Source organism: Pseudomonas sp. RT6P73, assembly GCF_054897715.1.
The window spans coordinates 5,681,910-5,702,677 of the sequence record NZ_JBUBUV010000002.1 but is presented as its reverse complement, the minus strand read 5'-3'; the positions used below and the strand labels follow the sequence as shown (position 1 = coordinate 5,702,677).

Below are 20,768 nucleotides of genomic sequence, written 5' to 3'. Positions count from 1 at the left end.
CAGATCAGACGATCAGTCGCACTTGGCGTTGCTCGACACTTCCTTGCTCGCCAGTTTCAACTGCTTGCCCAGCTCTGCCGCGTTGGTGCTGCTGTAAACCCGGCCGCCGGTGTTTTCAGCGATGCAACGTGACGGGCCACCGGCGCCGATTTTCACTACGTTGACCCGCAGGCGTGGTTGTTCCTTGGCGATTTGGCGGGAGACCGCGCAAACGTCTTTCTGGCAACCGTCCTCACCGTCGACGAACATCACGATCACCGCATCGTTATTGCGCCCGTCGACGGTGCTTGCCGCGTGAGCCAGGCTGTCGGCCAGCGGTGTTCCGTCGTTGGGCACCAGGCCTCGAATTCCGTTGATCAGGCGCTGACGGTCGCCAAACTTGAACACGCCCTGGTCCGGTGTGCTTTCGCAGCCGGCGAAGGTGATGAGGCGCGTGTCGATCTTCGGATCGAGCCCGTTGATCATGCCGGCCAGCGAATCCTTGGCGACGTCCATGCGGCTGGGCTTGGCGAAAATCTGCGTGGTGCGGTTCACATCCAGGTATTTGTTGAGCTCATTGCCGAAGAACCAGTCCTCGTCGGCTTTCACGGACTTGATGTTCAGATCCATCGAGCCCGAGGTGTCGAGCACCACCACGAATTGCGGGATCTCGGCGTTCGGCGCTTTTTTGCGGCAGGCGAAGTTGTCCAGCGTCGGAGCCGGAGGTGGTGGCGGTGGTGGTGGCGGCGCGGCCACGACCGGTTTTGGTGGTGGGACCGGCTTGGGTGGCGGCACCGGTTCTGGCGCGGGTTCTGGTTCCGGAGCAGGTTCCGGTTCCGGTTCCACGACAGGCTCGGGAACCGGCTCAACCGGTTTCTCCACGGGCGTCACCACCGGCGCAACCGGCGCTACCGGTGGAACCACGACAACCGGTTCACGGTGCAGGAACCACCAGAGCCACAGCGCCAGAAGCAGCAACAGCAGCGCCAACAAGGCCGCCGCGATCCACCAGCCACGACGCGACGGCGGCACCACCGGCACCACCGGAACAACCGGCGGCACGATCGGTTTGGGCGGACGCTGGTTCCAGCGCACCACCAGCGGCTCACCGTTGAGGCTGTAGAGTTTGTCCAGCTCGGGGGTGCCGAGCAGGCTGCGCAGGTCATCCGCCACCGTGGGCTGACCGCGTTTTTGCAGTTCGTCCGCCAGTTGTCCCAAAGACGTCTGACGCACTTCATAGGTTTCCAGCAATCGTCGTTGCGCGTCCTCGTTGAGGTCGGCATAGGGTGTGGGTTGGCCACCCAGTTCGGTCCACCATTCCAGCACCTCACCGCTGCCCATTCGCGGGATGGCGAAGAGGCTGGCGACGGTCGGTGGAAAGTGTTTCTGGATGAGGGCGACTTTGGCTTGCAGCGCACTCATCCCCTCCGGTGTGGCTTGCGCATCCCTGATGACCCGCTGCATGACGACGATTCCTGAAAGGGTGCAGGCCTCCATCGGGAGGCCTGCGGGGTGAAAAGTTACTCTTCGTAACCGAGGCTGAATTGCAGCTGATTAACTTTCTTCTGTAACGCCTTCAGTTGTTCCTGCTTGGCGGCCAGCGTCGCAGGTGAGGCCTTGGTCACGGGCGCCGCCTGCGAGGCCTTGAGCTGCTGCTCGAGCCCGGCAATCTGCTTTTGCACCTGGCTTTCATTACCATGCCGGGCCTTGAGCGAGGTCAGCAACTGGCCCAGCGACTGGTTCAGCGCCGCCTGGGATTTCTGCTGGCTGGCCAAGTCGGTCTTGGTGCTGAGCTGCTGGGCCTGAATGTTCTCGTACACCTGGCGGAACATCGCGTTTTCCTGCCGGGACGCAGTCAGGGCCATTTCCTTCTGCTTGACCTGATCGCTGTAACCACCAGAGTAGTCGCAGTTCATCTTGGTCAGCATGCTGCTATCGCGATTGGTCGCGTCGCATTCGCCTGGCTTGGTCGCGCAACCGCTCAAGGCCAGGACGGCGGTGAGGACCGCCAGCTGTCGTAGAGTCATGTGCTTAGCCCAGAGTGATCGCGGAACGCTGGTTGTACAGACCGTCGACTTCCTTTTGCAGGGCGGCGACTTTCTGGTTCATTTTCATAATGCTCACGTCCACCTGCTTGATCTCGGCGCCGGCGCCTTGTGCACGCTCGGCGTCGGCCACTTTGGTGTACTCGGTGACCTTGTTGCGCATGTTGCCGAGGTCTTTACGCAGACGCGCGATGTTCGAATCGATCTCGGCGATTTGCACTTGGGCCTTGGCCTTGTCGACTTTCTTGTTGGCGATGTCCTTTTTGATCTGGGCGATTTGCGCCTGATCATCCTGGATCACTTGCTGAGCGGTCGCGGTACGGGCGATCACGTTCTGGGTGTCTTGTTCGACGTCGCTGTTCATCTTCGCCAGGCGGGTGGTGGTGTCGGAGTATTCGCTGCGACGCTGATCCAGGTAGTAGTTCGCGCCCATGGCCACGCCACACGCGGTAACACCGGCTGCGACGGCGCACACGGCTTTGTTGCTGCTGTTGGACAGCGCGCAAGCGAGGATGCCGACACCGGCGCCGACCGCGCAGGCCTGGTAGCCGGACTTGCTGAAGAACTCTGCGTCTTGACCCTGGGTCAGGCGCGGGTCGGTCCCGTCGCTGTCGCCGAGCATGGAGCTACCGGTGTTGGCGCAACCGGTCAGTAGCAGGCTGCTGGCGAGAACGAAAGCGATCTGTAGCTTGAAGCGAGTCCAAAGGCTGCGCGACATGGTGAAACTCCTCGGTGACGGTGTTGAAGTGTTGTTATTGAGATGAGTTATTGAGTGACGGTTTTGCAGCTTTTCAGCCAGGCTTCAGTGTCGATCTTCTGCTTTTGCAGGAACGCCTTCTGATTGGCCCAGTGGGTGCGCAAGTAAGGTTTGAGGTCTTGCAGCTGTTTGTTGCGGGTGATGATTTCTTCCATCACCGGGACCTGTGCTTCAAGCAGCGGCTGGCCGTACAAGGTTGCCGATTCCACCAGGCTGCTGGCGTAGTAGCGGCTGAGCTTGTGCAGACGGTCTTTCTGCTCGTCGAGTTTGCCTTTACGCATGTCGCAACTGGCGTCTTTGTCCGCGCTTTCGCAATTAAGTTTGTAGTTCTTTTGCAGGAAGTCCACGTACTGGCCGTCGTCGAGCATCTTGGTGCACAGGAATGCACCGAGGTTGAGGCTGGCACGGATCGCCTGGTCGCGGGTTTCTTCCTGCTGCTGATTGCTGGCGCGCAGCTGGTTCTCCAGCGCCTGGAGTTTTTCCTTGAGCGCTTTGTCTTCCACGCCCGAGGCCAGGGTGTTCAGGGATTGCACGGTGCCTTTGTCGGCGGATTCGGTTTCCTTGCTGCCGGTGCCGAGCTTCTTCCAGCTGCTTTCGATGCTGGCGACCCGTTCGCGAGAGGTGAGGGTCGGGGAGACCAGCACCAGTCGCAGGCCGGTGGTTTTGTTTTTTACCTGACCTTCGGCGTTGTAGTACGGCTCTTCCTTGCGCAACGCGGTGCGCAGATCGGCTTGCGCAGTCAGGTAGTTGCCGCCGCGGACCACGTAGCCGCCAGCCTGGCCGTGCTGGCGGTCGAGTTTGTTCAAGCGAAACGGTTCGAACATCATCTCGTCGACGTTGCCGAGCATGTCGTGCAGGCCCAATGGATTGGGTTTTTGCAGGCCGGACAACTGCACTTTTCCGTTGGACGATTGCGCCCCGGCAAACCACTCGTAGGCGTTGATGCCGTCGGGCATCGGGTAACGCGTGTCGCGAAATTCCGCCGCGCCGACTTCCAGGCCGCCGCGAGCGGCGAACTCCCACTCGACTTCCGTCGGCAGGCGCAGGAAGCCCAGCGCGCCGTCTTCTTTCGGCAATTTGCCGGCAGCGTTTTTACGCAGCCACAGGTTGTATTTGTCGGCCACTTCGACGGCTTGCACCCAGCTCACGGACACTTGCGGCAGGCGCATTTTGGTGGCGGCGGTGGGGCAGGTTGCGTCGGTCAATGCCGCGTATTGGAGCTGACTCATCTCGTACTTGGCCATCAGGTAGTAGCGGGATTTATCGTTTTTCGCCCCGGTGAAACTACCTGCGATGAAGGTCGGTCGAGTCTGTTCGACGTAGCCGTATTCCGCGCCGTCCTGACCGATGTTGATCGGATAGTCGTCTAGCGGTCCGGCGACCGGAATGAACACTTTGCGAAACACCATCGAACCTTCGCACGGCATCGGCAACACGACGTCGCTGGCCTCTGGCATCGGGTTGTAATACTTTTCTTCCCAGCCCGCCGCCGAGGCGTCGAGCAGGTAGCCGAGGCTCAGGGGCAACAGCAAGCCCAAACGTTTATAGCTCACGCAGACTCTCCGCAGGTTGGATGTTGATTGCTCGCACGGCGCCGATCACGGCCACCAGTGCAGCGACCAGAAAGGTCAGGAGCAGGGCGGCGAGCCCGTGCCAGAGTGTGATTTGGCAGACGAAGGTGCCGGTGGCCTGGCTGCTGCCCAGCAAATAGTCGAACAAATGGCTGCCGACGGCGTAAAAACCCAACCCGCCGAGGTAACCGGCCAGGCTCAGCACCAGCGCTTGCAGGACCACGAAACCGGCGACCGCCGTGCGTTTGAAACCCAGCAGACGCAGGACCGCGAGGCTTTTTCGCTTGCGGTCGATATTGGCCAGAAAGGCCCCGACCATCGACGCCACACAGCCGATCAACGCCGCGAGGGCAATAACCCCGAAGATAAGCCCCAGCACATAGTTGATGGCTTTGACGTTGTCGATGTCGGCCAGTCGGCTCGAGGTTTCGATGTGTTGTTCGTTGAGCCAGCGTTCCAGCGGCGCAACCTGATCGATGTCGCGGGCATAGAGTCGTGCGCGGGCGTACAGCGGTTGCAGATCGCCCAGAGGTTTGCCGGTTTCGATGCCGAATGCGCTGACCTGATACCCGTCGCGAAAGCGCTCCAGGTTCAGCAACAACGGCGGGGCGACAAACCCGGCCGCGCGACCGAAACGAGCACCGTCGAGCACCGCCAGCACCGTCAGCGTCATCTCGCCGCGCTCGTTGACGCCTTCCAGTCGGCGCAACGCGCGCAGTTGCACGCGGTCGCCGACCTTGGCCTGCAAGCGTTGCGCGGCGCGAGCGCTGAGGATCACTTGATCGCCGGTGGGGTTGAGTTGCGGCAGGTTCAGCTGCGGGTCGCCGGGTTCGGTGGCGATGATTTCCGCGCCTTCGACGAAGCGCTGCATCCCGATCAGCAAGTCCGCCTGGGTGTTGAGCGAACGGGTCTGGCCGAGAGCAAAACCGGTCTCGGGACGCTGGCGCACACGCTCGATCCAGGCCGTATCGTAGTTGCCATTGCTGAGCATCTTCACTTCAAGGTTGCGCGGGTCACGCAACAATTCGTCCTGCAACTGGCTGACCACCCCGTGTTTGAGCCCGAACAGCAGCAACAGCGGTGCGATCACCGCCACCAGCGAGGCGGCGATGCACAACGACACCTTGCGGTCGTGCCAGAGGTCTTGCAGGGCCAGCGTTCCGAGCAGGCGCAAGCGGTCAGTCCATCGGTTCAAACAGCGTTTCTCCCTGACGGCTGGTAGCGCCGAGTCGCGGCAAGCCGAAATCTTTCAGCAAGGCCCAGTCATGGGAGACCACCAGGGCACTCAGCCCCATGCTCGACACCAGACTCAGCAGCAATTCGAACAAGCGCCGGGCGCTGTGCGGGTCGAGCGCGGCGGTCGGCTCGTCGGCCAACAGCAGCAGCGGTTCATGGGCAATCGCACGAACGCAGGCAACGCGCTGGCGTTCACCGATCGATAGCGCTTGTGGCTGTTTATTCAGCAAGCCTTGCAGGCGCAGCACCTCAACCGCGTGATCGATGTGCGCGCTCTTTACCGGCATACCGAGCAAGCGGCGCGGCAAGCTGATGTTGTCGCGCACGCTCAGAAACGGCAGCAAGCCGCCGCTCTGCAGAATGAACCCCAGATGACGCGAACGCACGGCCGCCAAGGCGGGCTGGTCGTCGCTGGCCAGCAGTTGGGCGATGTCCTGATCGTGTGCTGCACCCAGCCGAAAACGCTCAAGCTCGACCGGCGCCAGCAACAGGCCGATGGCTTCGAGCAACGTGCTTTTACCACTGCCGCTCTCGCCGGTGATGGCGAGGATTTCTCCGGCACCGACCTGCAAATGCGGCAGGCGCACGTGATGGGCCAGCGCGCCTTCACCACGGCGCACCAGCAGGTTCTTGATATCGAGCATCAGCGTCTCGTTAAGGCATCATTTCGAGTGGCACGGGGTACACGTTGTCCCGCGCATCGCTGTCCTTGGCTAAAGCAACCCAGCGGTCGACGTCAGCGTTGTAACGCTGGTAGTGCCGCAGTTTGGTATTGAGCGTGCGGATGAATTTCTCCTGCGCCAGGCCATCCCAGCTTTTCCAGGTTTCTTCGTCCAGGTTCAGCACTTCGCTCTGGTAAGGCAGGTCTTCGAGGTACTCGCCGAGCACGCCCATGTCCGCCAGTTTGGCTTTGCTGTTCTGCTTGAGCTGGTTTGGATCGGCGCCCATGGTCGCGGCCACCGAGCGCAAGCGGTCGAACATTTCCGTCGGCGAGATCAGGCCTTCGTTGGCCGCGTCGAGGATCTGCTTCATCACATCGCTCAAGTCGCTGAGCTGGGACTTGGTCAACAGCACCCGCACATCGGTGGTCGGGATGTTCTGCTTGATCAGGTCGCGGTCAGTGATCCACGCCTTGAACACCGGTGGCGCCTTGCTGTTGGTCTTTTCGCCCAGATAGGCGAGCTGCATGGCGTGGCCGATCAGCGCCGCGTCTTCGAGCATTTTCTTCTCGGCCGGGTCCTGCTTGGCGTTCGCCGCGCTGCCGATGGCGTCTTCGCCCATGTAGGCGGCTTTCACCTGCGTCGTGATCGCGGCGGCCAGTGCGTCGACCTTACGGCCGAACTCTTGCACATCGCCCGCATTTACCGGGTAGTACAGCGAGGTGTTGGTGCCCGGGTAAGTCGACAGATCCTGGTACTGCGCCGCGGCCTTGGCGTGATCCTTGACCCCGGCCGGGGTTTTCAAGTGCAGCGTATAGATAGCTACGCCCGGATTGGCGGCCTCGATACGCACCTGCGCTGCGCTCAACCCGGTTTTCGACAGTTTGTCGTCACCTTCGATGGCGCCCGCGTCGGTGATCAACACCACGTAGCGCGCACCGAACTGGCTCCAGTCGACTTTGTCGATGCTCTCCATGACGCCGGCAAATGAGTCCTCATCGAAGCTGCTGCTCGACACGGTGGCCTGTTTGAGGTCGGCGATCTTGGCGAAAAAGTCGGCGCTGTCTTTCACCTTGGTAGGGTCGGCGTACATTTTAGTGGTGTATTCCAGCCCCGGCACCGCCTGGGTGTTGGAGCGGAAAGCCACCATGCCGAACTTGACCTGCTTGCCGAGGTTCTGCGCTTCGATCCGCTGATAAACCTTGCGGATCGCCTCGCGGGTACGGTCGATGTACGGGTCCATCGAGATCGTCGAATCGATGACAAACACCACCGCCGCACTGAATTCCTTCAGTTGGCTGGCCGCTTTGTCCTCGGCTTCTTTACCGCCGGCCGCGCTGTTGGCAGCAGCGCCCTTGGGGTCTTTGTCATCGGGCTTGCTGACCGATGCGACGTTGAGCAGACGCGTGCGGAAACCACCCTCGGTCATCACTTCTTCGCCGCTGAGTACCGGCAGCAGGTAGAACTGCTTTTGCAGGTCGACGAAGTATTCAGGTTCTTCAGCCAGTACGCCGGGGGCTTGCTTGCCCTTTTTCAACGTGGCGCGCAGCGGGGCGACTTTGCTCACCGGGTCCGGCGCATCGAGGATGCCTTCGACCGTGGCGCGTTCCTTGAAGAACAGCAGCCGGTCGCGATTGGCCGGGTTGGTGAAGGCCAGTGTCAGCTGCATTTTCCAGTCGGTGGTGCAACTCGCCGGCAACCAGCCAATGGTTTTGCCATAGCTGTCAGGGCCGACTTTCAGCCACTCGGCGTTGGCGGCTTGCGCGCGTTCGTACACATAAAAGCGGCTGAACACCGGTTGCTCATCGGCCGCAGCACCGCCCGCCGTCGGGCTGATTTTGCAGCCCGGCGTGGTCAGCACGCGCTGGAACAAGGTTTTTTTACCGGCCTGGATCAGCGGTTTGTCATCGGCCTGGGACAACGGGCTGATGCACAACGCCAACAGCGCGGCGCTGCTCAACAGGAAACGACTCAGGGGCGAACGGATCACTTCTGCAACTCCTCGAAACGCTGCTTGGCTTCGGCGTTGTTCGGGTCCTGGGTCAGGATGGTTTCATACCAGTAGGCGGCGGTGGCATTGTCTGCGGCCGGGAAGCACTCGCTGGCCTTCAGGTATTTGGGGTCGTACTCGCGGGCATAGGCGTTGGCAATCAACGAGTCACCGGCCTGGGCGCGGTTGGCGTACAGGCGCTGGGCGACGCCGCAGTGCTTGCCGGCCTTGGCTTCGTTGATGATCGCCAGCAACTTGGCGCTGTCTGGCGCAGCCTTGATGCAGGTCTGGACGAAGGTCAGCTCGGGCAGGCTGTTCATGCTGTCGAGGGTGCAGGCTTGTGCGTCGGCACTGGCCGGTGCGGCGGCAGCAACCGCCGGGACAGGCGCCGGAGTGCGTTTGTAAAACCAGAATCCGGCCGCTGCGGCCACCAGCAACAGCACGACGAGCGCGAGGCCGATGAGGCCTTTGTTGCTTTTCTTCACCGGGGCCGGCGGCGGGGTGTAAGCGGGTTCGTTGGGCACCGATTCCAGTTCGATTTCTGGCTCGGCGGTGGACAGGACCAGTTCCGGCAACTCTGGAATTTCGGGTTCTGGCGCACTTGGCGCTGTCAGGTCTGCACCGCCATAAGTCGAGCGCGTCTGGCCGCCGGCCGTGGATGGCAGCAGGCCGACGCCTGGCTTGACCACACCTTTATCGGTGACCTCATTTTGTTTCTGCTCGCGCAGTTCGATCAGGAATTGCGAGTTGGCCCCACCCTCTAGCAGCGGATCGACCACTTCCGGGCCGAGCAGGGTTTCAATGGCTTCACCACTGGCCGCAACCGTGAAGCGCGAGACCTTGAACCAGAACGGATTGTTGCTCCAGGCCTTCTGGTCCTGGAGGTAGAAACTGTCCTGGTTACGCTGAATGGAGAACTCCAGCTGTTCTTCGCCACCCTGCCATCTCTTCACAGTGAGGCACGCCTGGCCAGGCACGTTGGGTTCTAAGGCGAGCAGGTCGACACGAATTGGCATTGCTTATCTCGCTGTGAAGGCTGTGAGCACATGGCCCAGCCGTTCATTCTGTTCAGGGGTGATTTCGCGACCGGCACCATGGCCGGCGTTGTCCTGCGTGATGTAGGCCAGGCCCGAAAGCCAGTCGCCCAGATACCGCTGCGCCTGGTTCGCCGGTTGTGGCGGCAACACCGGCACTTGTCCCGGACCGATGTCGGTGTAGAACGAGAACAACGGCGCTTTGGCACCGGCGCGGCTGTTCGGGCGCTCGTTGACCGGTTTCTGCAGGTAGCCGAACCAGGACACGAAATCGCGCAGAACCCGCTGCACTTCAAGCACTTGGCGCTCAACCAGTTGATCGCGCCGCGCGCCGCTTTGCGCACGCTTGAGCACCGCACGGCTCAGTTGGCCCGGCAAGTCCTGGCGGTAACCGGCGGTGATCAGTTCATCGACCACCGCTTCGATCAGGGCCTTTTCCAGCCCCAACAGGTTGAGCAGGCTTTGTCGGGTGGTCAGCTCGCGCAGGTGCGCAATCCAGGCCTTGAAAGCGGCTTTGGCAAAGCGGTGCTCGTTGCTTTGCAGTTCCGGCGCCGGGGTGTTGGTTTTACTGCTGACTGGCGTTTCGTGGCTCAGGTCGTCGCCGAAATCGAAGTCGAAACCGGCGTCGTTGCCGTACAGGCTCTGGCTCGGCGTCGAGGCGACCGGCTCATCGCTGGCGGCGGGCGCGTCATCGGTTTCGTACACACCGCTGAGGTACAGGTCGCGCACCGATTCGCTGGGCATGTCGAGTTCATCGATGAACTCGCCGAGTACGGCCGGGCGGCGGCCCAGACCGGTCAGAATCATCTGTGCCTGGGCTTTCTTGGCGGCTGCGGCGCCGTCACCGTCGGCGTGATACCAAGTGCTCAGGCCGTGAGTGGTCAGGCCTTCGAGGCATTCGTTCAACTGCTCGCGGATGCGTTGCAGTTTGAATTCAATGTTGGCCACGCCTTTGAAGCTGCCGCTGAAGTGGCTGATGCCACCGTCGTCGTTGCGCAGCATTTCTTTCCAGGCGTTGGCAGGATTGCTGATGTGTTTGCACACCAGCTCATTGCCGGCAAAGCTTGTACCCAAGGCGTCAACGCGTTCCTGGTAGCTGGCGTTGAGGCCGGTTTCGGCGCCGCTGGCGTCTTGAACGATGAACGCCGCGTCCATGCGCGGTTTGCGCACCAGGAAGGTGTTCTGGAATGGTGTGCCGGCCCAGTCGTTCATCCAGCTCAGGCTGCCGAAGCGTTCGAGCATGGTCAGCTTGACCATGCCGTTCCAGCTCTCGTCGTACTGATCAGGCGTCAGGCTCAGGGAATTGGTGATGCGCAGGTCGAGCATGGTCAGTGCCCAGATCAGGCCGGTGTCGCGTTTGCTGCGGGCGGCTGCGTCGGCGCCCTGGGTCTTCTCGATCCAGCGCGTCAGCACCGGGCCAACGTCGTTGACGTCGCTCTGTTTGGTCGAGCCGGTGCAGACCACCAGCGCGTTCATTTCCTGATTGTCGGTGTAGCGTTCGAACAGGTAAGCGACCTTGCCGCGCAGAATCAGCTGCGAGACGGAGTTGTCCTTGGTGGCGGACTCCGGGTCGCTGGAGTCGGCGATCTCGTGCAGCTTTTTACGCCCGCGATAACCGGGGAAGTCCAGCAAGTCGACCTGGTTGACGATATCGTCCGCCGGCGCTTCGATCAGTCCGAAAGTCATTTCGGCGGTCAGTGCCGCCAGTTGCGCAACCGGGATGCCCTGGCTGTTTTGCAGGCGTCCATCGACCTGGGGCCGCACGTCAATCGGCAAGTCCCGCGGGCTGCCGAAACGCTCGAGGATGTCGACGTTCATGATGCTGTCGCGCTGGCTGTAAGTGTCGTTTTCGAAACTCACCAAGGCCTTTAATGGCGCGAACACGGTCTCGGGCAGGCCCAGCTTGTGCAACGCGCCGGCCAGTTGTTGGTACACGCGCGTCAACTCGCTCTGTTCACCCCAAAGGATCGAAAACAGCTCGGCACGTTCCTGGAAATTCAGCCGTGGTGCCAGTTGCAACGCTGTCGGCCAATACAGGTGTTCGAGCTTCTTCACCGAGTTGCGGAAGTTGTCCCGCAGGTAATCCCACAGCGACACCAAGTCGTCGGCGCTGACCCCCGGTTGCATCGGCCCGGTCTCGCGGCCTTCAAACGGCTTCAGCACGCGCTGGATGCGCTCTTCATCGATCTCGTAGGAGATCCGCTCAAGGTCGAAGTCCTTGAACCAGGAGTTGGCGAGAATCTTCGCCAGCTCGATTTCCTTGAACAGCGTCAGCTCGACCGGGAATTGCGGATCCTGGCTCGGCGTGGCGCGACGGCTAAAACGCGTCACCAGGCCAGTGGCTTCCTTGCCGCCACCCACGGGGTTGATGTGCTTGATGAAGTCCAGGCGCTGGCCACCGAAATCGGTTTCCAGCTTGCCGTTCTGACCGGCGGCAAGCGCCGAAATCAGGTAGGACTTGCCGGCCTGGGACAGACCGAAAAAGCCAATGGTCATCGGCGTGCAGGCCACGCGACCGAGGCTGTGAGCCAGGTTGCGGGCGCGGTGCAGGCGGATGTTGAGGTTGTCGGCTTCGCTGTCCAGGCGCGGCGCGTTGCCGCGTGTCTGGCCAATCCATTCCAGCGCCTGACCGGCACCTTCATAAACAGCGGCCCAACTGGCGGAGAGCTGAGTTTGTTCGGGGGTCAGGTCATTCATTTGCGTTTCACACTTCCACTGTCGAGCCAGTACTTGGTCTCGCTCAGGCCGGCGTCGAGCATGGTGTTGAGTTCCAGCTCGAGGTCGCTGCGCGGGTTGAAGTTGACGTTGTTACTGTTGGATTCGATATCACGAACCGAGAGGCGGTCGCTGACCAGATCCTGCTTGCGCGTGTACTTGTCGGCCGCCTTGACCTCGAAGCGCACCTTGAGCAGCGGTGCGCTGCCGTTCTCACCAATCGCGCGGGAGAACTTCTCCCGGCCGGCCTTGGTGAAACGCAAGGTGTACAGCGGCGAAGCAGCCCAGCGATCGGCGGCCAACTGGCGGAAACCGAGGCGCAAATCACCGCGCATTTCCAGCTGCGGCGTGTCGGCGTCATCGCCCGTGCCGATTTCCGGCAACTTGATTTTGTAATCTTCGGACTGGATGTCGCGGTACAGCACGTCGGCATCCTTGATCACGTTGTTCAGGTCGATGACGCCGATGTGCTTGACCGTCGAATACGGCTTGAGCGCCGAAGAGCGGAAGTAGAAGTTCGGCACGCTGTGGTTGGCGCACAACAGGCACAGCATGGCGCCCACCGAAGCAGTACTTTTCGGGTCGTCGATGCGGCCGTTCTTGTGGAACGGATACCAGCCGCCGGTGCGGTAGTTTTGCAGCGCCAGAATGCGCCCCGGTGGCAGCGGCAGCACCTTGCGAATAAACGCCTGGATGCCGGGCAGTCGCGAAGGGCGGCCGGTCAGCAGCAGGACGTCGCACGGGTAGTGCGCGACCACTTCACAGAGCGCGCCGAGGATCTTGGTGATGTTGATCTGATCGTTGAGGAACGCGGCGTGGAGCTTTTGCAGGTCGAAGCCGATCAACGATTCGTACAGGTCGAAACCGCTCTGGCCCCCGACATCGCGGCGCACGGCGGCGTTGACGTAGTCGAGCACGGTCTGGCTGATCGCGTTATCGCCCAGCAACAGGCGATAACTTTGCGGGCTGACTTCCTCCGGGACTTGCGGGTCGTAATGCTCGTAAGCCTTGAGCAACGCCAGGCCCAGTGGTGCGAACACCTGCAGGTTCAATTGCTGGCGCAGGATCATGTCCTGGGCGCTGACCGATTCATCACCGCACAGCCGTGACATCAGCGAATCCGGGGCTCTGACGCCGGCATTCTGCAAAGCCTTCTCGAAGCTCGGCAGGATGAAGTCCTGAATCACGTCCAGCAGGATGTCGTCGCCGGCCACTTTGAAACCATCGCGAAAACGCTGCTCGGGCACGATGTGCACGTTGCTGCCGCTGCCGGTGTTGCCGGCGCGGTCGAGGCGATAGTCAGTGATGACCAGGTCGGTGGTGCCGCCGCCGATGTCGATGGTCGCCAGGGTGATGCGCTCGCGATCAGTCTTGTCGGGCCGGGCGATGGTGTCGAAAAACTCTTCCGGGTGACCGGCGAAGTTCTCGTTGACCTCGGTGTACAGGTACACCAACTGGCCGCAGGAAGCTTCGTCCCATTCCACGCGAATGCTCGGGATCGGCGTGCGCGGGCTGGCGGCCTGATCCTGATGCGGATCTTCCTCGCCGGCGTGCCAGCCGAGGCTTTTCCACACCAGGCCGATGGCTTGCTGCATGCGTTCGTTGAGAATGCTGCGCTCGGCCTGCGGCATGCCCGGTGGCACGGTCAGGGTGATGCTGTTGAGTTGGCGCGGCACGCGGGTGTGACCCTGGCGCGAGCGTTGGGCCGGACTGTTGATTTGCGACAGCGCCTGGGCCAGCACTTCGGCGAGCATGAAGGTCATCAGCGAGCTGCGCGAATAACGCGGCATGAACACCGGCAGGCGATCGTCTTCCTCGAGGCTGTAAAGTGCCTCGCCGGTTTCGTTGATCAGGTGCGAGAACGGCGCGGCCGTGGCGTACGGCTCGTTGTCGGTCTTGATGTAGGAGCAGTTGAAACGCCAGCCGTGGCCGTAGGCGTTTTCATCCCACAGGTAACGTTTCGGGCTGGACAGGCCAGTCGACCCTTCGGTGCCGCGACGACGGCTGGCCAGACGGCTGGCCTCGTTGCCGACGCGGGCGATCGTCGCCCACTGGAACGCGTCGTGACGGCCGCTTTTGACCGAGCAGTGGTCCTTGCCGAAATATGCCTGGGCGAACTCCACACGGCTTTCGAACGGCAGGTTGTAGGTGTGTTCGGGAGTGATCAGGTCGCGCAGTTCCAGCACGTAATTCTGCTTCAGCCCGGAGCCGGCCTGGCCATGGTTCTCGATCAGGATGCCGCAGGTGCGCGAGTTGCCGACGTCCAGCACCAGGTCCACCGGAATCGGTTTGACCAGGCCATTGCTGTCATTGGCGACCACTTTCAGCTCAGGGATTTCCACCTTCGGCCTGGCGGTCGACTGCGCCGCCGCTGACGGCGTGCTCAACAGGCTCAGCAGATTGAGGTAGTGCGCCAGGTGGTGGTTGGCGCGGATGTCGATGTCGAGCTCTTCGCGCGAACGATGGGCGTTGCCCTCGTTGAACACTTCGAGCAGCCATTCATTGACCCACGGCTGGGCCAGGAACCAACGGGTTTCGCTGGCCTTGGTCGCCAGTTTGAAGGACACGCCGGAGCTGATGTCTTCTTCGTTCGGCGCCAGGTAGGCGGTGCCGTCACGCTTGGGCATGACGCGGCTGTCGAACGCCATCGTCAGGCGGTGGGTGTTGCCATCGATGTCTGGCGTGGCCAGTTTCACCAGGCGCATACGCGACCAGTTGGTCGGGCCTTCGTCGAAGCGGTGCGGCGGCATGAAACGGAAAAACGGCGTCGGCAGCCAGACACCGTCCAGCAGCTCGAGGCTGCTTTTCATGTCGACGCTGAACGCCGGTTTGGCCTTCTCGACCTTTTCCGGTTCGGGCTCGTAGAAGTAGAAGTCTTTCTCTTCGTTGTACATCAGGCGGCAGATCAGCCCGCTGATCATCGGCGCGAACTCGCCCGCCGGTTCCTTGCGAGGATCCAGGCACAGGGCGAAATCCATGAACTGGATACCGGTGTCACTGACGAGCGTGACGGTGTCTTCGAATTGGGTGACTTCAGGCAACATGTCGGGTTATTCCAGTCTTATTCGCCCATCTGCCGCATGGACATGGGGAATTGATCTTTTCCGTAACCGCCGGTGCAGTCCGCGACCGTGGTCGCCCCTTTGCGGCAGTTGACCTTGGGCATGTCGTAAGTGCTGCCATCGCCGCACACGGCCTGGCCCTGGCTGTCGATGGCGAGGCTGCCACCCTTCATGGTAGCGCTCACTGGCCCGCTGCACTTCGTACCGTCGGCCTGGTGTACGGTGACTTCGCCCTTACCGTCCTTGAGCTGGTATTCCAGACGCAGGGGCTTGCCGGTCCGGCGATCCTGAATGCCGGCGCCGGCGCGGTACTGACCATCGAGGAACTTGGCGGCACCGTCGGCGGCGTCAGGCGGAATGCTCAGGGCCGGGCCCGGTTTTGCGGTTGCGGCTGCGGCTGCGGCTGTTTGTGCGTCGGGCGGAGTGACGGCAGGCGCCCCGGTTTTGTTTTCGGGTGGGGCGGTTGGCGCGGTTGGGGATTCGGCGGCCGGGTCTTGCGTGACGTCGGCGGGCGCGGCATCAGCTTCATTACCCGCGACGGCTGGAGCTTCTACGCCATGAGTGCCGGTCACGGCTGTGCCTGTGGTGGAACCTGAAACGGTGCCGGTCACGGGAACGCCATTCACTGTTGTGGCATTGCCGGTCAGTTGCGGCTCTTCCAGCTGTTTTTCCACCGGCACGATGCCTTCAGGCAGCAAGTCCACCGCCACCAACGGAATCGGCACGCAACCGCGCAAGCCGAGCAAAAGCCACAACAGCAGCAACAAGAACGGCAGCAACAACAGCCACCACCAACGACGCCACCACGGACGAGCCACCACCGGCACGACGGGCGCCACAACCGGTTCTTCGACCACGGGTGGCAGCGTGAAGACGGGCGGAACCTGATAAAGGCAGTGCAAGGGATCGCGATTGCCGGTTCCGGCGTGCTCGAAACCCCAAAAGGTCAGCACCGGTTTGCCTTGCACCAGGTAGACGAAGTTTTCGTCAGGGAAATGAATCACGCGCTTGAGCAGCTTGCCGAACACGGCTTTGTCGCCTTGCTGCTGTTCGGCCGGGTCAGTGCCCAGGAAACGCTGGCTCAATTCATCGAGCGCAGTCTTCAGGGCTTCAAGTTGGCGACGGGCAGGTGCGCGCTCTTCTTCGGTCGCGCTGCTCCACGGGATTACATCGCCGTCGAGGCCGCTGTACCAGTCGATCTGGTTGCCGAGTTCGTCGCTTTGAGGAATGGCCAGGTGATCGACCATGTCGGGGTTCTTGCGGCGAATGGCTTCGCGCAATTGCAGGGCAGCCCGGTAAACCGGTTGACCTGTTTCGCCGAGGGCTGTGAATGATCCGCTCTTACCGCTGCGTAATAGTGCCCCGCGCATTCAAACTCCATATGTTCCGTTGCGCAAAAATGACAGACAAAGGTGTCTGTTCTTGCTCCTGCATTTAGCTGGTGACCTTAATGTCATAATGATGTCGCCGTCAAACAGAGGAGGTCCAAAACCGTATGAGACTAGCGTAAGTGTGCGGAGGTTGCATGAGGTCAATGTGATTTGAGTTTGTAAGGCTGGGACGTTCGCTTCTTTAAGCTTGCTGAAACGTTTCATCAGCGCTATAAAAAATGCACAACTCCAAGAAAGGCTTTCCTCATGACCCCGCTCAAACTCGCCGTCGCCCTCGGCGCGCTGACCGCTGCCTCCCACGCCATGGCCTGGGATTACGTGCTGCTCGACACCGACAAGGCTGCCCAGAACTGGCAGATCACCAGCCAGCAACTCGGCGTAAAAACCGACAAACCGTTCTCCGTGACCCTGCGCACCTTGCATGGCGGTCGGCAGGAGGGCGTCAGCATCATCGACATCGATAACGGCACGATGAAACTCTCGGTGGTGCCGACTCGCGGGATGAACGTCTTGCAAGCAACGGTCGGTGATGTGCGCATGGGCTGGGATTCGCCGGTCAAGGATGTAGTCAATCCGTCCTTCATCGAACTCAACGGCCGCGGCGGACTGGGCTGGCTCGAAGGCTTCAACGAACTGGTCGCCCGCTGCGGCTACGAATGGGTCGGCCATCCCGGTATGGATAACGGCGAACTGCTGACGCTGCATGGCCGTGCTGCCAACATCCCGGCCAGCAAAGTTACCCTCCATATAGATGAAAAACCGCCGTACGCCATCAGCCTGCGCGGCGAGCTGAAAGAGCAGGCGTTCAAGAAAGTCGACTTTTCGGTGATGACCGAATTGGTCACTGAGCCCGGCAGCGTAGCGTTTGCCCTCAACGATACGTTGACCAACAACGGTGATTATCCGAAGGAATACCAGGCGCTGTACCACAGCAACTTCAGCACGCCATTCCTGGAACAGGGCGCGCGTTTTGCTGCGCCGGTGAAGCAGGTGTCGCCGTTCAACGACAAGGCCAAAGGGGATTTGCCGGATTGGCAGACTTACCGTGGGCCGACCAAGGACTATGACGAGACGGTTTACAACGTTGTGCCTTATGGCGATGCCAAGGGTGATACGTTGACTGTGTTGCATAACAAGGCGGGGAGTCTGGGCGTTTCCCTCGGCTTCAACACTCAAACGCTGCCTGTGTTTTCGCTGTGGAAAAACACCGATACCCAAGGCCAGGGCTATGTCACCGGGCTCGAACCGGGGACCAGCTTTTCCTATAACCGGCGCTATCAGCGGCCGCTGGGACTGGTGCCGACGATTGCGCCGAAGGAGAGCAAGCAGTTTCAGATCAGCTACAGCTTGTTGGCGGACAAGGGCGCTGTGGATAAGGCGCTGAAGCGGGTGAGTGATATTCAAGGTGGGCGAGAAACTGAGGTTCGGCAGGTGCCGTTGGTGGATCTGAGCAAGGAGTAAGCAGCCTTGGAGATGAGCAGTGAGCCTGCGTTCACTGCTTATTGGAGGGCTAAAAGGGAAGTCTCATCTTTGAGGCTTGCGCGGCGTCAAACAAACGCCGGATGAAATCGAAGTCGTTCCAGGTTTGATTGGTATAAAACCGATATTCCTTATTTTCGATCTCGTCCAAGTAGTAGATGACGTACTCCGCATATTTTTCATCCGCGTTGAAGCTGTAACGCAATGAAAGAGAAAAGATTTTTTCTTTGAGTTTCACAAGCGAGTTGTTGTCGTCATAACTCCAGGAGAATTCGCCTTGCTCTGTTCTCACGGTGAGTGTCTTGACGAAATCGAGAAATTTAGGCGGTAACATATTGTCGCCCTCTGGCTGGGTTAACCTTTTCAAGGTTTTCTTTGATGTTTTCAAGATTGTGGTGAATAAGGAATCTCGTCGGCTTTTCAAGCGGAGCGCTTGCCGATGCGAAAACCCCTCTTCTGATGGCGATCTCAGTTTCCCCAAGAATTTTGTCAATCCTTTCGAACTCCTGACCTGTGCCGGGTATTTTGGCAAACAGAATCCTGAAATGCTGATAGCACTTCAGCGCCAGTAAATAGTTTTCAGTGTCCACATAACCTGCTGCTTCATTGAGCGTCGCAAGGCATTCGCTTACGGCTGAGGCGCCTTCTACAGCTTTTGCTTCCTTGAGCACTTTCTTGGCTTCTGCACTGATGCTTCGTGAGTAACGAACACTGTGCAGAACTTCAGCTATTGAAATGATGAGCGCGACGATGGTTATCACCGTGCCAACGTAGGAAAAGTTGTTTAGATACGTCGGAGAGGCGACAACGATTTCCTGCTGCAGGAGCGCAGCCCACACGATGGCAATGCTCGTCAGGCAATAGACGAATCTGATCCAATGACTCTTTAGTAACTCCATGTATTACGGACGCTCTCTCTGAATAGTGATCTGAATGAATGATTTTGCTGTGATAGCCATCGGTTACGCTGAGGCAGGTCGGTATTGCAGGGCTTCCGCCAAATGATCGCGTGTAATTGCATTCACCTGTTCAAGGTCTGCCAATGTACGGGCTACCTTGAGCAGGCGGTGGGCCGACCGGAGTGACAAGGTCAAACGCTCGCAGGCGGTTTCAAGCCAGGCTTCATCGGTTGTGGATAACTTGCAGTGGCGGCGCAGTCCCGGCAAATCAAGGAATGCGTTGGCGCAGCCTTGGCGCTTGTTTTGACGCTCCCGGGCGTCGGCGACCAGTACCGCAGCAGTTGCGGTGTCATCACCGGGTTTGAGCGCAGGGTTCAACGCCGTGGCTTCCCGAGCGACGGTCAGGTGCAGGTCGATCCGATCCAGCAGCGGCCCCGACAATTTGTTGCGGTAGCGCTGAACCATGTCCGGAGTACAACTGCATTTGCCGCTGGGTTCGCCAAGATATCCACAGGGACACGGATTCATCGCGGCCACCAATTGAAAACGTGCCGGAAACCTCACGCGATCCTTGGCGCGGGAAATCACGATGTGGCCCGATTCCAGTGGCTCCCTTAAAACCTCCAACACCTTGCGATCGAATTCCGGAATTTTGCTGTTTGAGACGTCAATCACAAAAAATTGTCAAAAATGCGGTGAGCTCCGCCCCGCCGTGACTAATCGGCTCTGGTGGTAGGGTTATCGAAACGAGGGGACTCCAGTTAGCGGCGATAGCAGCTCATCTTCGTCCATGAGATGTCTTTCGAGGTCAGGTAGGATCAAAACTCCTAGCGTGTAATTGAATCCACTACCCTCGATTACAAAGGCATGTTCTTCAATTTCAAGCTCTGCTGATTCTCGCGAAAGCCAGGCGCTCGCAGGAATGCTGCCGGACGTTCCAGTCGCTGATCGCATTGCATTGTTCAGTACTGACTGAGCGGGAGGTTCAATGGTTTCGTTCCGAGTGGCGAAGTAAGCACCAGATCGGAATGCCCGCTCGTTTGAGCAGGACCAGTCAAGGAAGCCGTCTTTGGCTGATAGAACGATAACCCTACCCGGTGCTACCTCACGCCATTTTAAGGCGGCTGCGATGACTGAAACACCGTATCGATCTGCACAGTGACGTATCCGTCCGGGCAACTCATCTACCCAGCCCCGCAAGGCCAAGACATGGTGTGCACTTAAATTTAAGTGGACACCAGTTCTAGCCTTTAAGCGGGTATTTCATGCAGCCACAACGCCGTTCCTACTCCAAATCCTTCAAGGCCCAGGTCATTCAAGAGTGCGCCCAGCCAGGCGCTTCGATTGCCAGCGTCGCCCTCAGCCATAGCCTCAACGCAAACCTCGTCCACAAATGGATTCGGGTGCAAGCGCAGAAAAGCACGGCGCTGCAACCTGCATTCATTCCGTTACCCATCCAGTTGGTCGGAGCAAATTCGCAAGCGGCATCATCAAATATCTGCGTTGAGATCCAGCACCCACGCGGCACCGTCAAAGTGAACTGGCCGACCGAAAGTGCTGCTGCCTGCGCGACCTTTCTTCGAGATTTGCTTCGATGATCCGCATCGATTCCATCTGGCTCGCCACCGAGCCGATGGACATGCGAGCTGGTACCGAGACCGCTTTGGCCAGAGTGATCGCAGTGTTCGGTGCGGCGAAGCCGCACTGTGCTTATCTGTTCGCCAATCGGCGCGCCACACGCATGAAAGTTCTGGTGCATGACGGCTTCGGGATCTGGCTGGCTGCTCGCCGGTTGAATCAAGGCAAGTTCCACTGGCCAGGCATTCGCCAGGGCTCTGAAATGGAGTTGGATACCGAACAACTCCAGGCTCTGGTGTTGGGCCTGCCATGGCAACGCGCCGGCTCCGGCGGTGCGATCACACTGCTTTAACGGCTGCCATTAGCCTATCGA

At 60.2% G+C, this 20,768-nt stretch carries 16 protein-coding genes and 1 pseudogene; 3 read left to right on the top strand and 14 right to left on the bottom strand.

Going from position 1 to position 20,768, the window contains the following annotated elements:
* Positions 1-12 precede the first annotated feature (12 nt).
* From ACYZT6_RS26305 to ACYZT6_RS26255, 11 genes are read right to left on the bottom strand one after another with little or no spacing between them, the layout of a single operon-like run.
* Positions 13-1,443 carry a vWA domain-containing protein gene (locus tag ACYZT6_RS26305; protein ID WP_462029227.1) on the bottom strand — a complete coding sequence of 477 codons (1,431 nt, stop codon included), beginning with the start codon at positions 1,441-1,443 and terminating at the stop codon, positions 13-15.
* A 56-nt stretch (positions 1,444-1,499) separates the two neighbouring features.
* Positions 1,500-2,006, bottom strand: coding sequence for a hypothetical protein (locus ACYZT6_RS26300; protein WP_462029226.1), 507 nt, complete (start codon positions 2,004-2,006; stop codon positions 1,500-1,502).
* A 4-nt stretch (positions 2,007-2,010) separates the two neighbouring features.
* Positions 2,011-2,742 carry a hypothetical protein gene (locus tag ACYZT6_RS26295; protein WP_462029225.1) on the bottom strand — a complete coding sequence of 244 codons (732 nt, stop codon included), beginning with the start codon at positions 2,740-2,742 and terminating at the stop codon, positions 2,011-2,013.
* A gap of 47 nt (positions 2,743-2,789) precedes the next feature.
* The gene (locus ACYZT6_RS26290) at positions 2,790-4,334 is read right to left on the bottom strand and encodes an SUMF1/EgtB/PvdO family nonheme iron enzyme (RefSeq protein WP_462029224.1); all 1,545 of its coding nucleotides are present in this window, start codon (positions 4,332-4,334) and stop codon (positions 2,790-2,792) included.
* Positions 4,324-5,547: an ABC transporter permease gene (locus ACYZT6_RS26285; RefSeq protein WP_462029223.1), complete on the bottom strand. Its 1,224-nt coding sequence runs from the start codon at positions 5,545-5,547 to the stop codon at positions 4,324-4,326. Before ACYZT6_RS26285 ends, ACYZT6_RS26290 begins: the two co-directional genes overlap by 11 nt.
* On the bottom strand, positions 5,531-6,232 hold the full coding sequence (locus ACYZT6_RS26280) for an ABC transporter ATP-binding protein (RefSeq protein ID WP_462029222.1): 702 nt from the start codon (positions 6,230-6,232) through the stop codon (positions 5,531-5,533). Before ACYZT6_RS26280 ends, ACYZT6_RS26285 begins: the two co-directional genes overlap by 17 nt.
* A 10-nt stretch (positions 6,233-6,242) precedes the next feature.
* Positions 6,243-8,237 (bottom strand): vWA domain-containing protein, encoded by a 1,995-nt coding sequence (locus ACYZT6_RS26275; RefSeq protein WP_462029221.1) that lies wholly within the window; start codon positions 8,235-8,237, stop codon positions 6,243-6,245.
* Positions 8,234-9,253, bottom strand: a complete 1,020-nt coding sequence (locus ACYZT6_RS26270) for a hypothetical protein (protein ID WP_462029220.1) — start codon at positions 9,251-9,253, stop codon at positions 8,234-8,236. Before ACYZT6_RS26270 ends, ACYZT6_RS26275 begins: the two co-directional genes overlap by 4 nt.
* A gap of 3 nt (positions 9,254-9,256) precedes the next feature.
* Entirely contained in the window at positions 9,257-11,968 is a 2,712-nt protein-coding gene (locus ACYZT6_RS26265; RefSeq protein ID WP_462029219.1) for a putative virulence factor, read from the bottom strand.
* Entirely contained in the window at positions 11,965-15,030 is a 3,066-nt protein-coding gene (locus tag ACYZT6_RS26260; RefSeq protein ID WP_462029218.1) for a virulence factor SrfB, read from the bottom strand. Before ACYZT6_RS26260 ends, ACYZT6_RS26265 begins: the two co-directional genes overlap by 4 nt.
* Positions 15,031-15,047: 17 nt before the next feature.
* On the bottom strand, positions 15,048-16,418 hold the full coding sequence (locus ACYZT6_RS26255; protein WP_462029217.1) for an SrfA family protein: 1,371 nt from the start codon (positions 16,416-16,418) through the stop codon (positions 15,048-15,050).
* A gap of 267 nt (positions 16,419-16,685) precedes the next feature.
* Between ACYZT6_RS26255 and ACYZT6_RS26250 the strand changes: the two genes are divergently transcribed.
* Positions 16,686-17,900: an aldose 1-epimerase family protein gene (locus tag ACYZT6_RS26250; RefSeq protein WP_462029216.1), complete on the top strand. Its 1,215-nt coding sequence runs from the start codon at positions 16,686-16,688 to the stop codon at positions 17,898-17,900.
* 49 nt (positions 17,901-17,949) lie between these two features.
* Here the strand turns inward: ACYZT6_RS26250 and ACYZT6_RS26245 are convergent, their stop codons facing one another.
* The 3 genes and pseudogenes from ACYZT6_RS26245 to ACYZT6_RS26235 form a co-directional block, all read right to left on the bottom strand.
* Positions 17,950-18,210, bottom strand: a complete 261-nt coding sequence (locus tag ACYZT6_RS26245) for a hypothetical protein (RefSeq protein WP_462029215.1) — start codon at positions 18,208-18,210, stop codon at positions 17,950-17,952.
* 28 nt (positions 18,211-18,238) lie between these two features.
* Positions 18,239-18,817, bottom strand: coding sequence for a hypothetical protein (locus tag ACYZT6_RS26240; RefSeq protein ID WP_462029214.1), 579 nt, complete (start codon positions 18,815-18,817; stop codon positions 18,239-18,241).
* A 63-nt stretch (positions 18,818-18,880) separates the two neighbouring features.
* Positions 18,881-19,471: pseudogene (locus ACYZT6_RS26235) on the bottom strand (ATP-binding protein); the annotation flags it as partial.
* Positions 19,472-20,082: 611 nt separating this feature from the next.
* Here ACYZT6_RS26235 and tnpA point away from each other — a divergent pair.
* On the top strand, positions 20,083-20,415 hold the full coding sequence (gene tnpA / locus ACYZT6_RS26230; RefSeq protein WP_462029213.1) for an IS66-like element accessory protein TnpA: 333 nt from the start codon (positions 20,083-20,085) through the stop codon (positions 20,413-20,415).
* Complete coding sequence (gene tnpB / locus ACYZT6_RS26225) at positions 20,412-20,747, top strand: IS66 family insertion sequence element accessory protein TnpB (protein WP_028622703.1); 336 nt, start codon at positions 20,412-20,414, stop codon at positions 20,745-20,747. Before tnpA ends, tnpB begins: the two co-directional genes overlap by 4 nt.
* Positions 20,748-20,768: the final 21 nt, after the last annotated feature.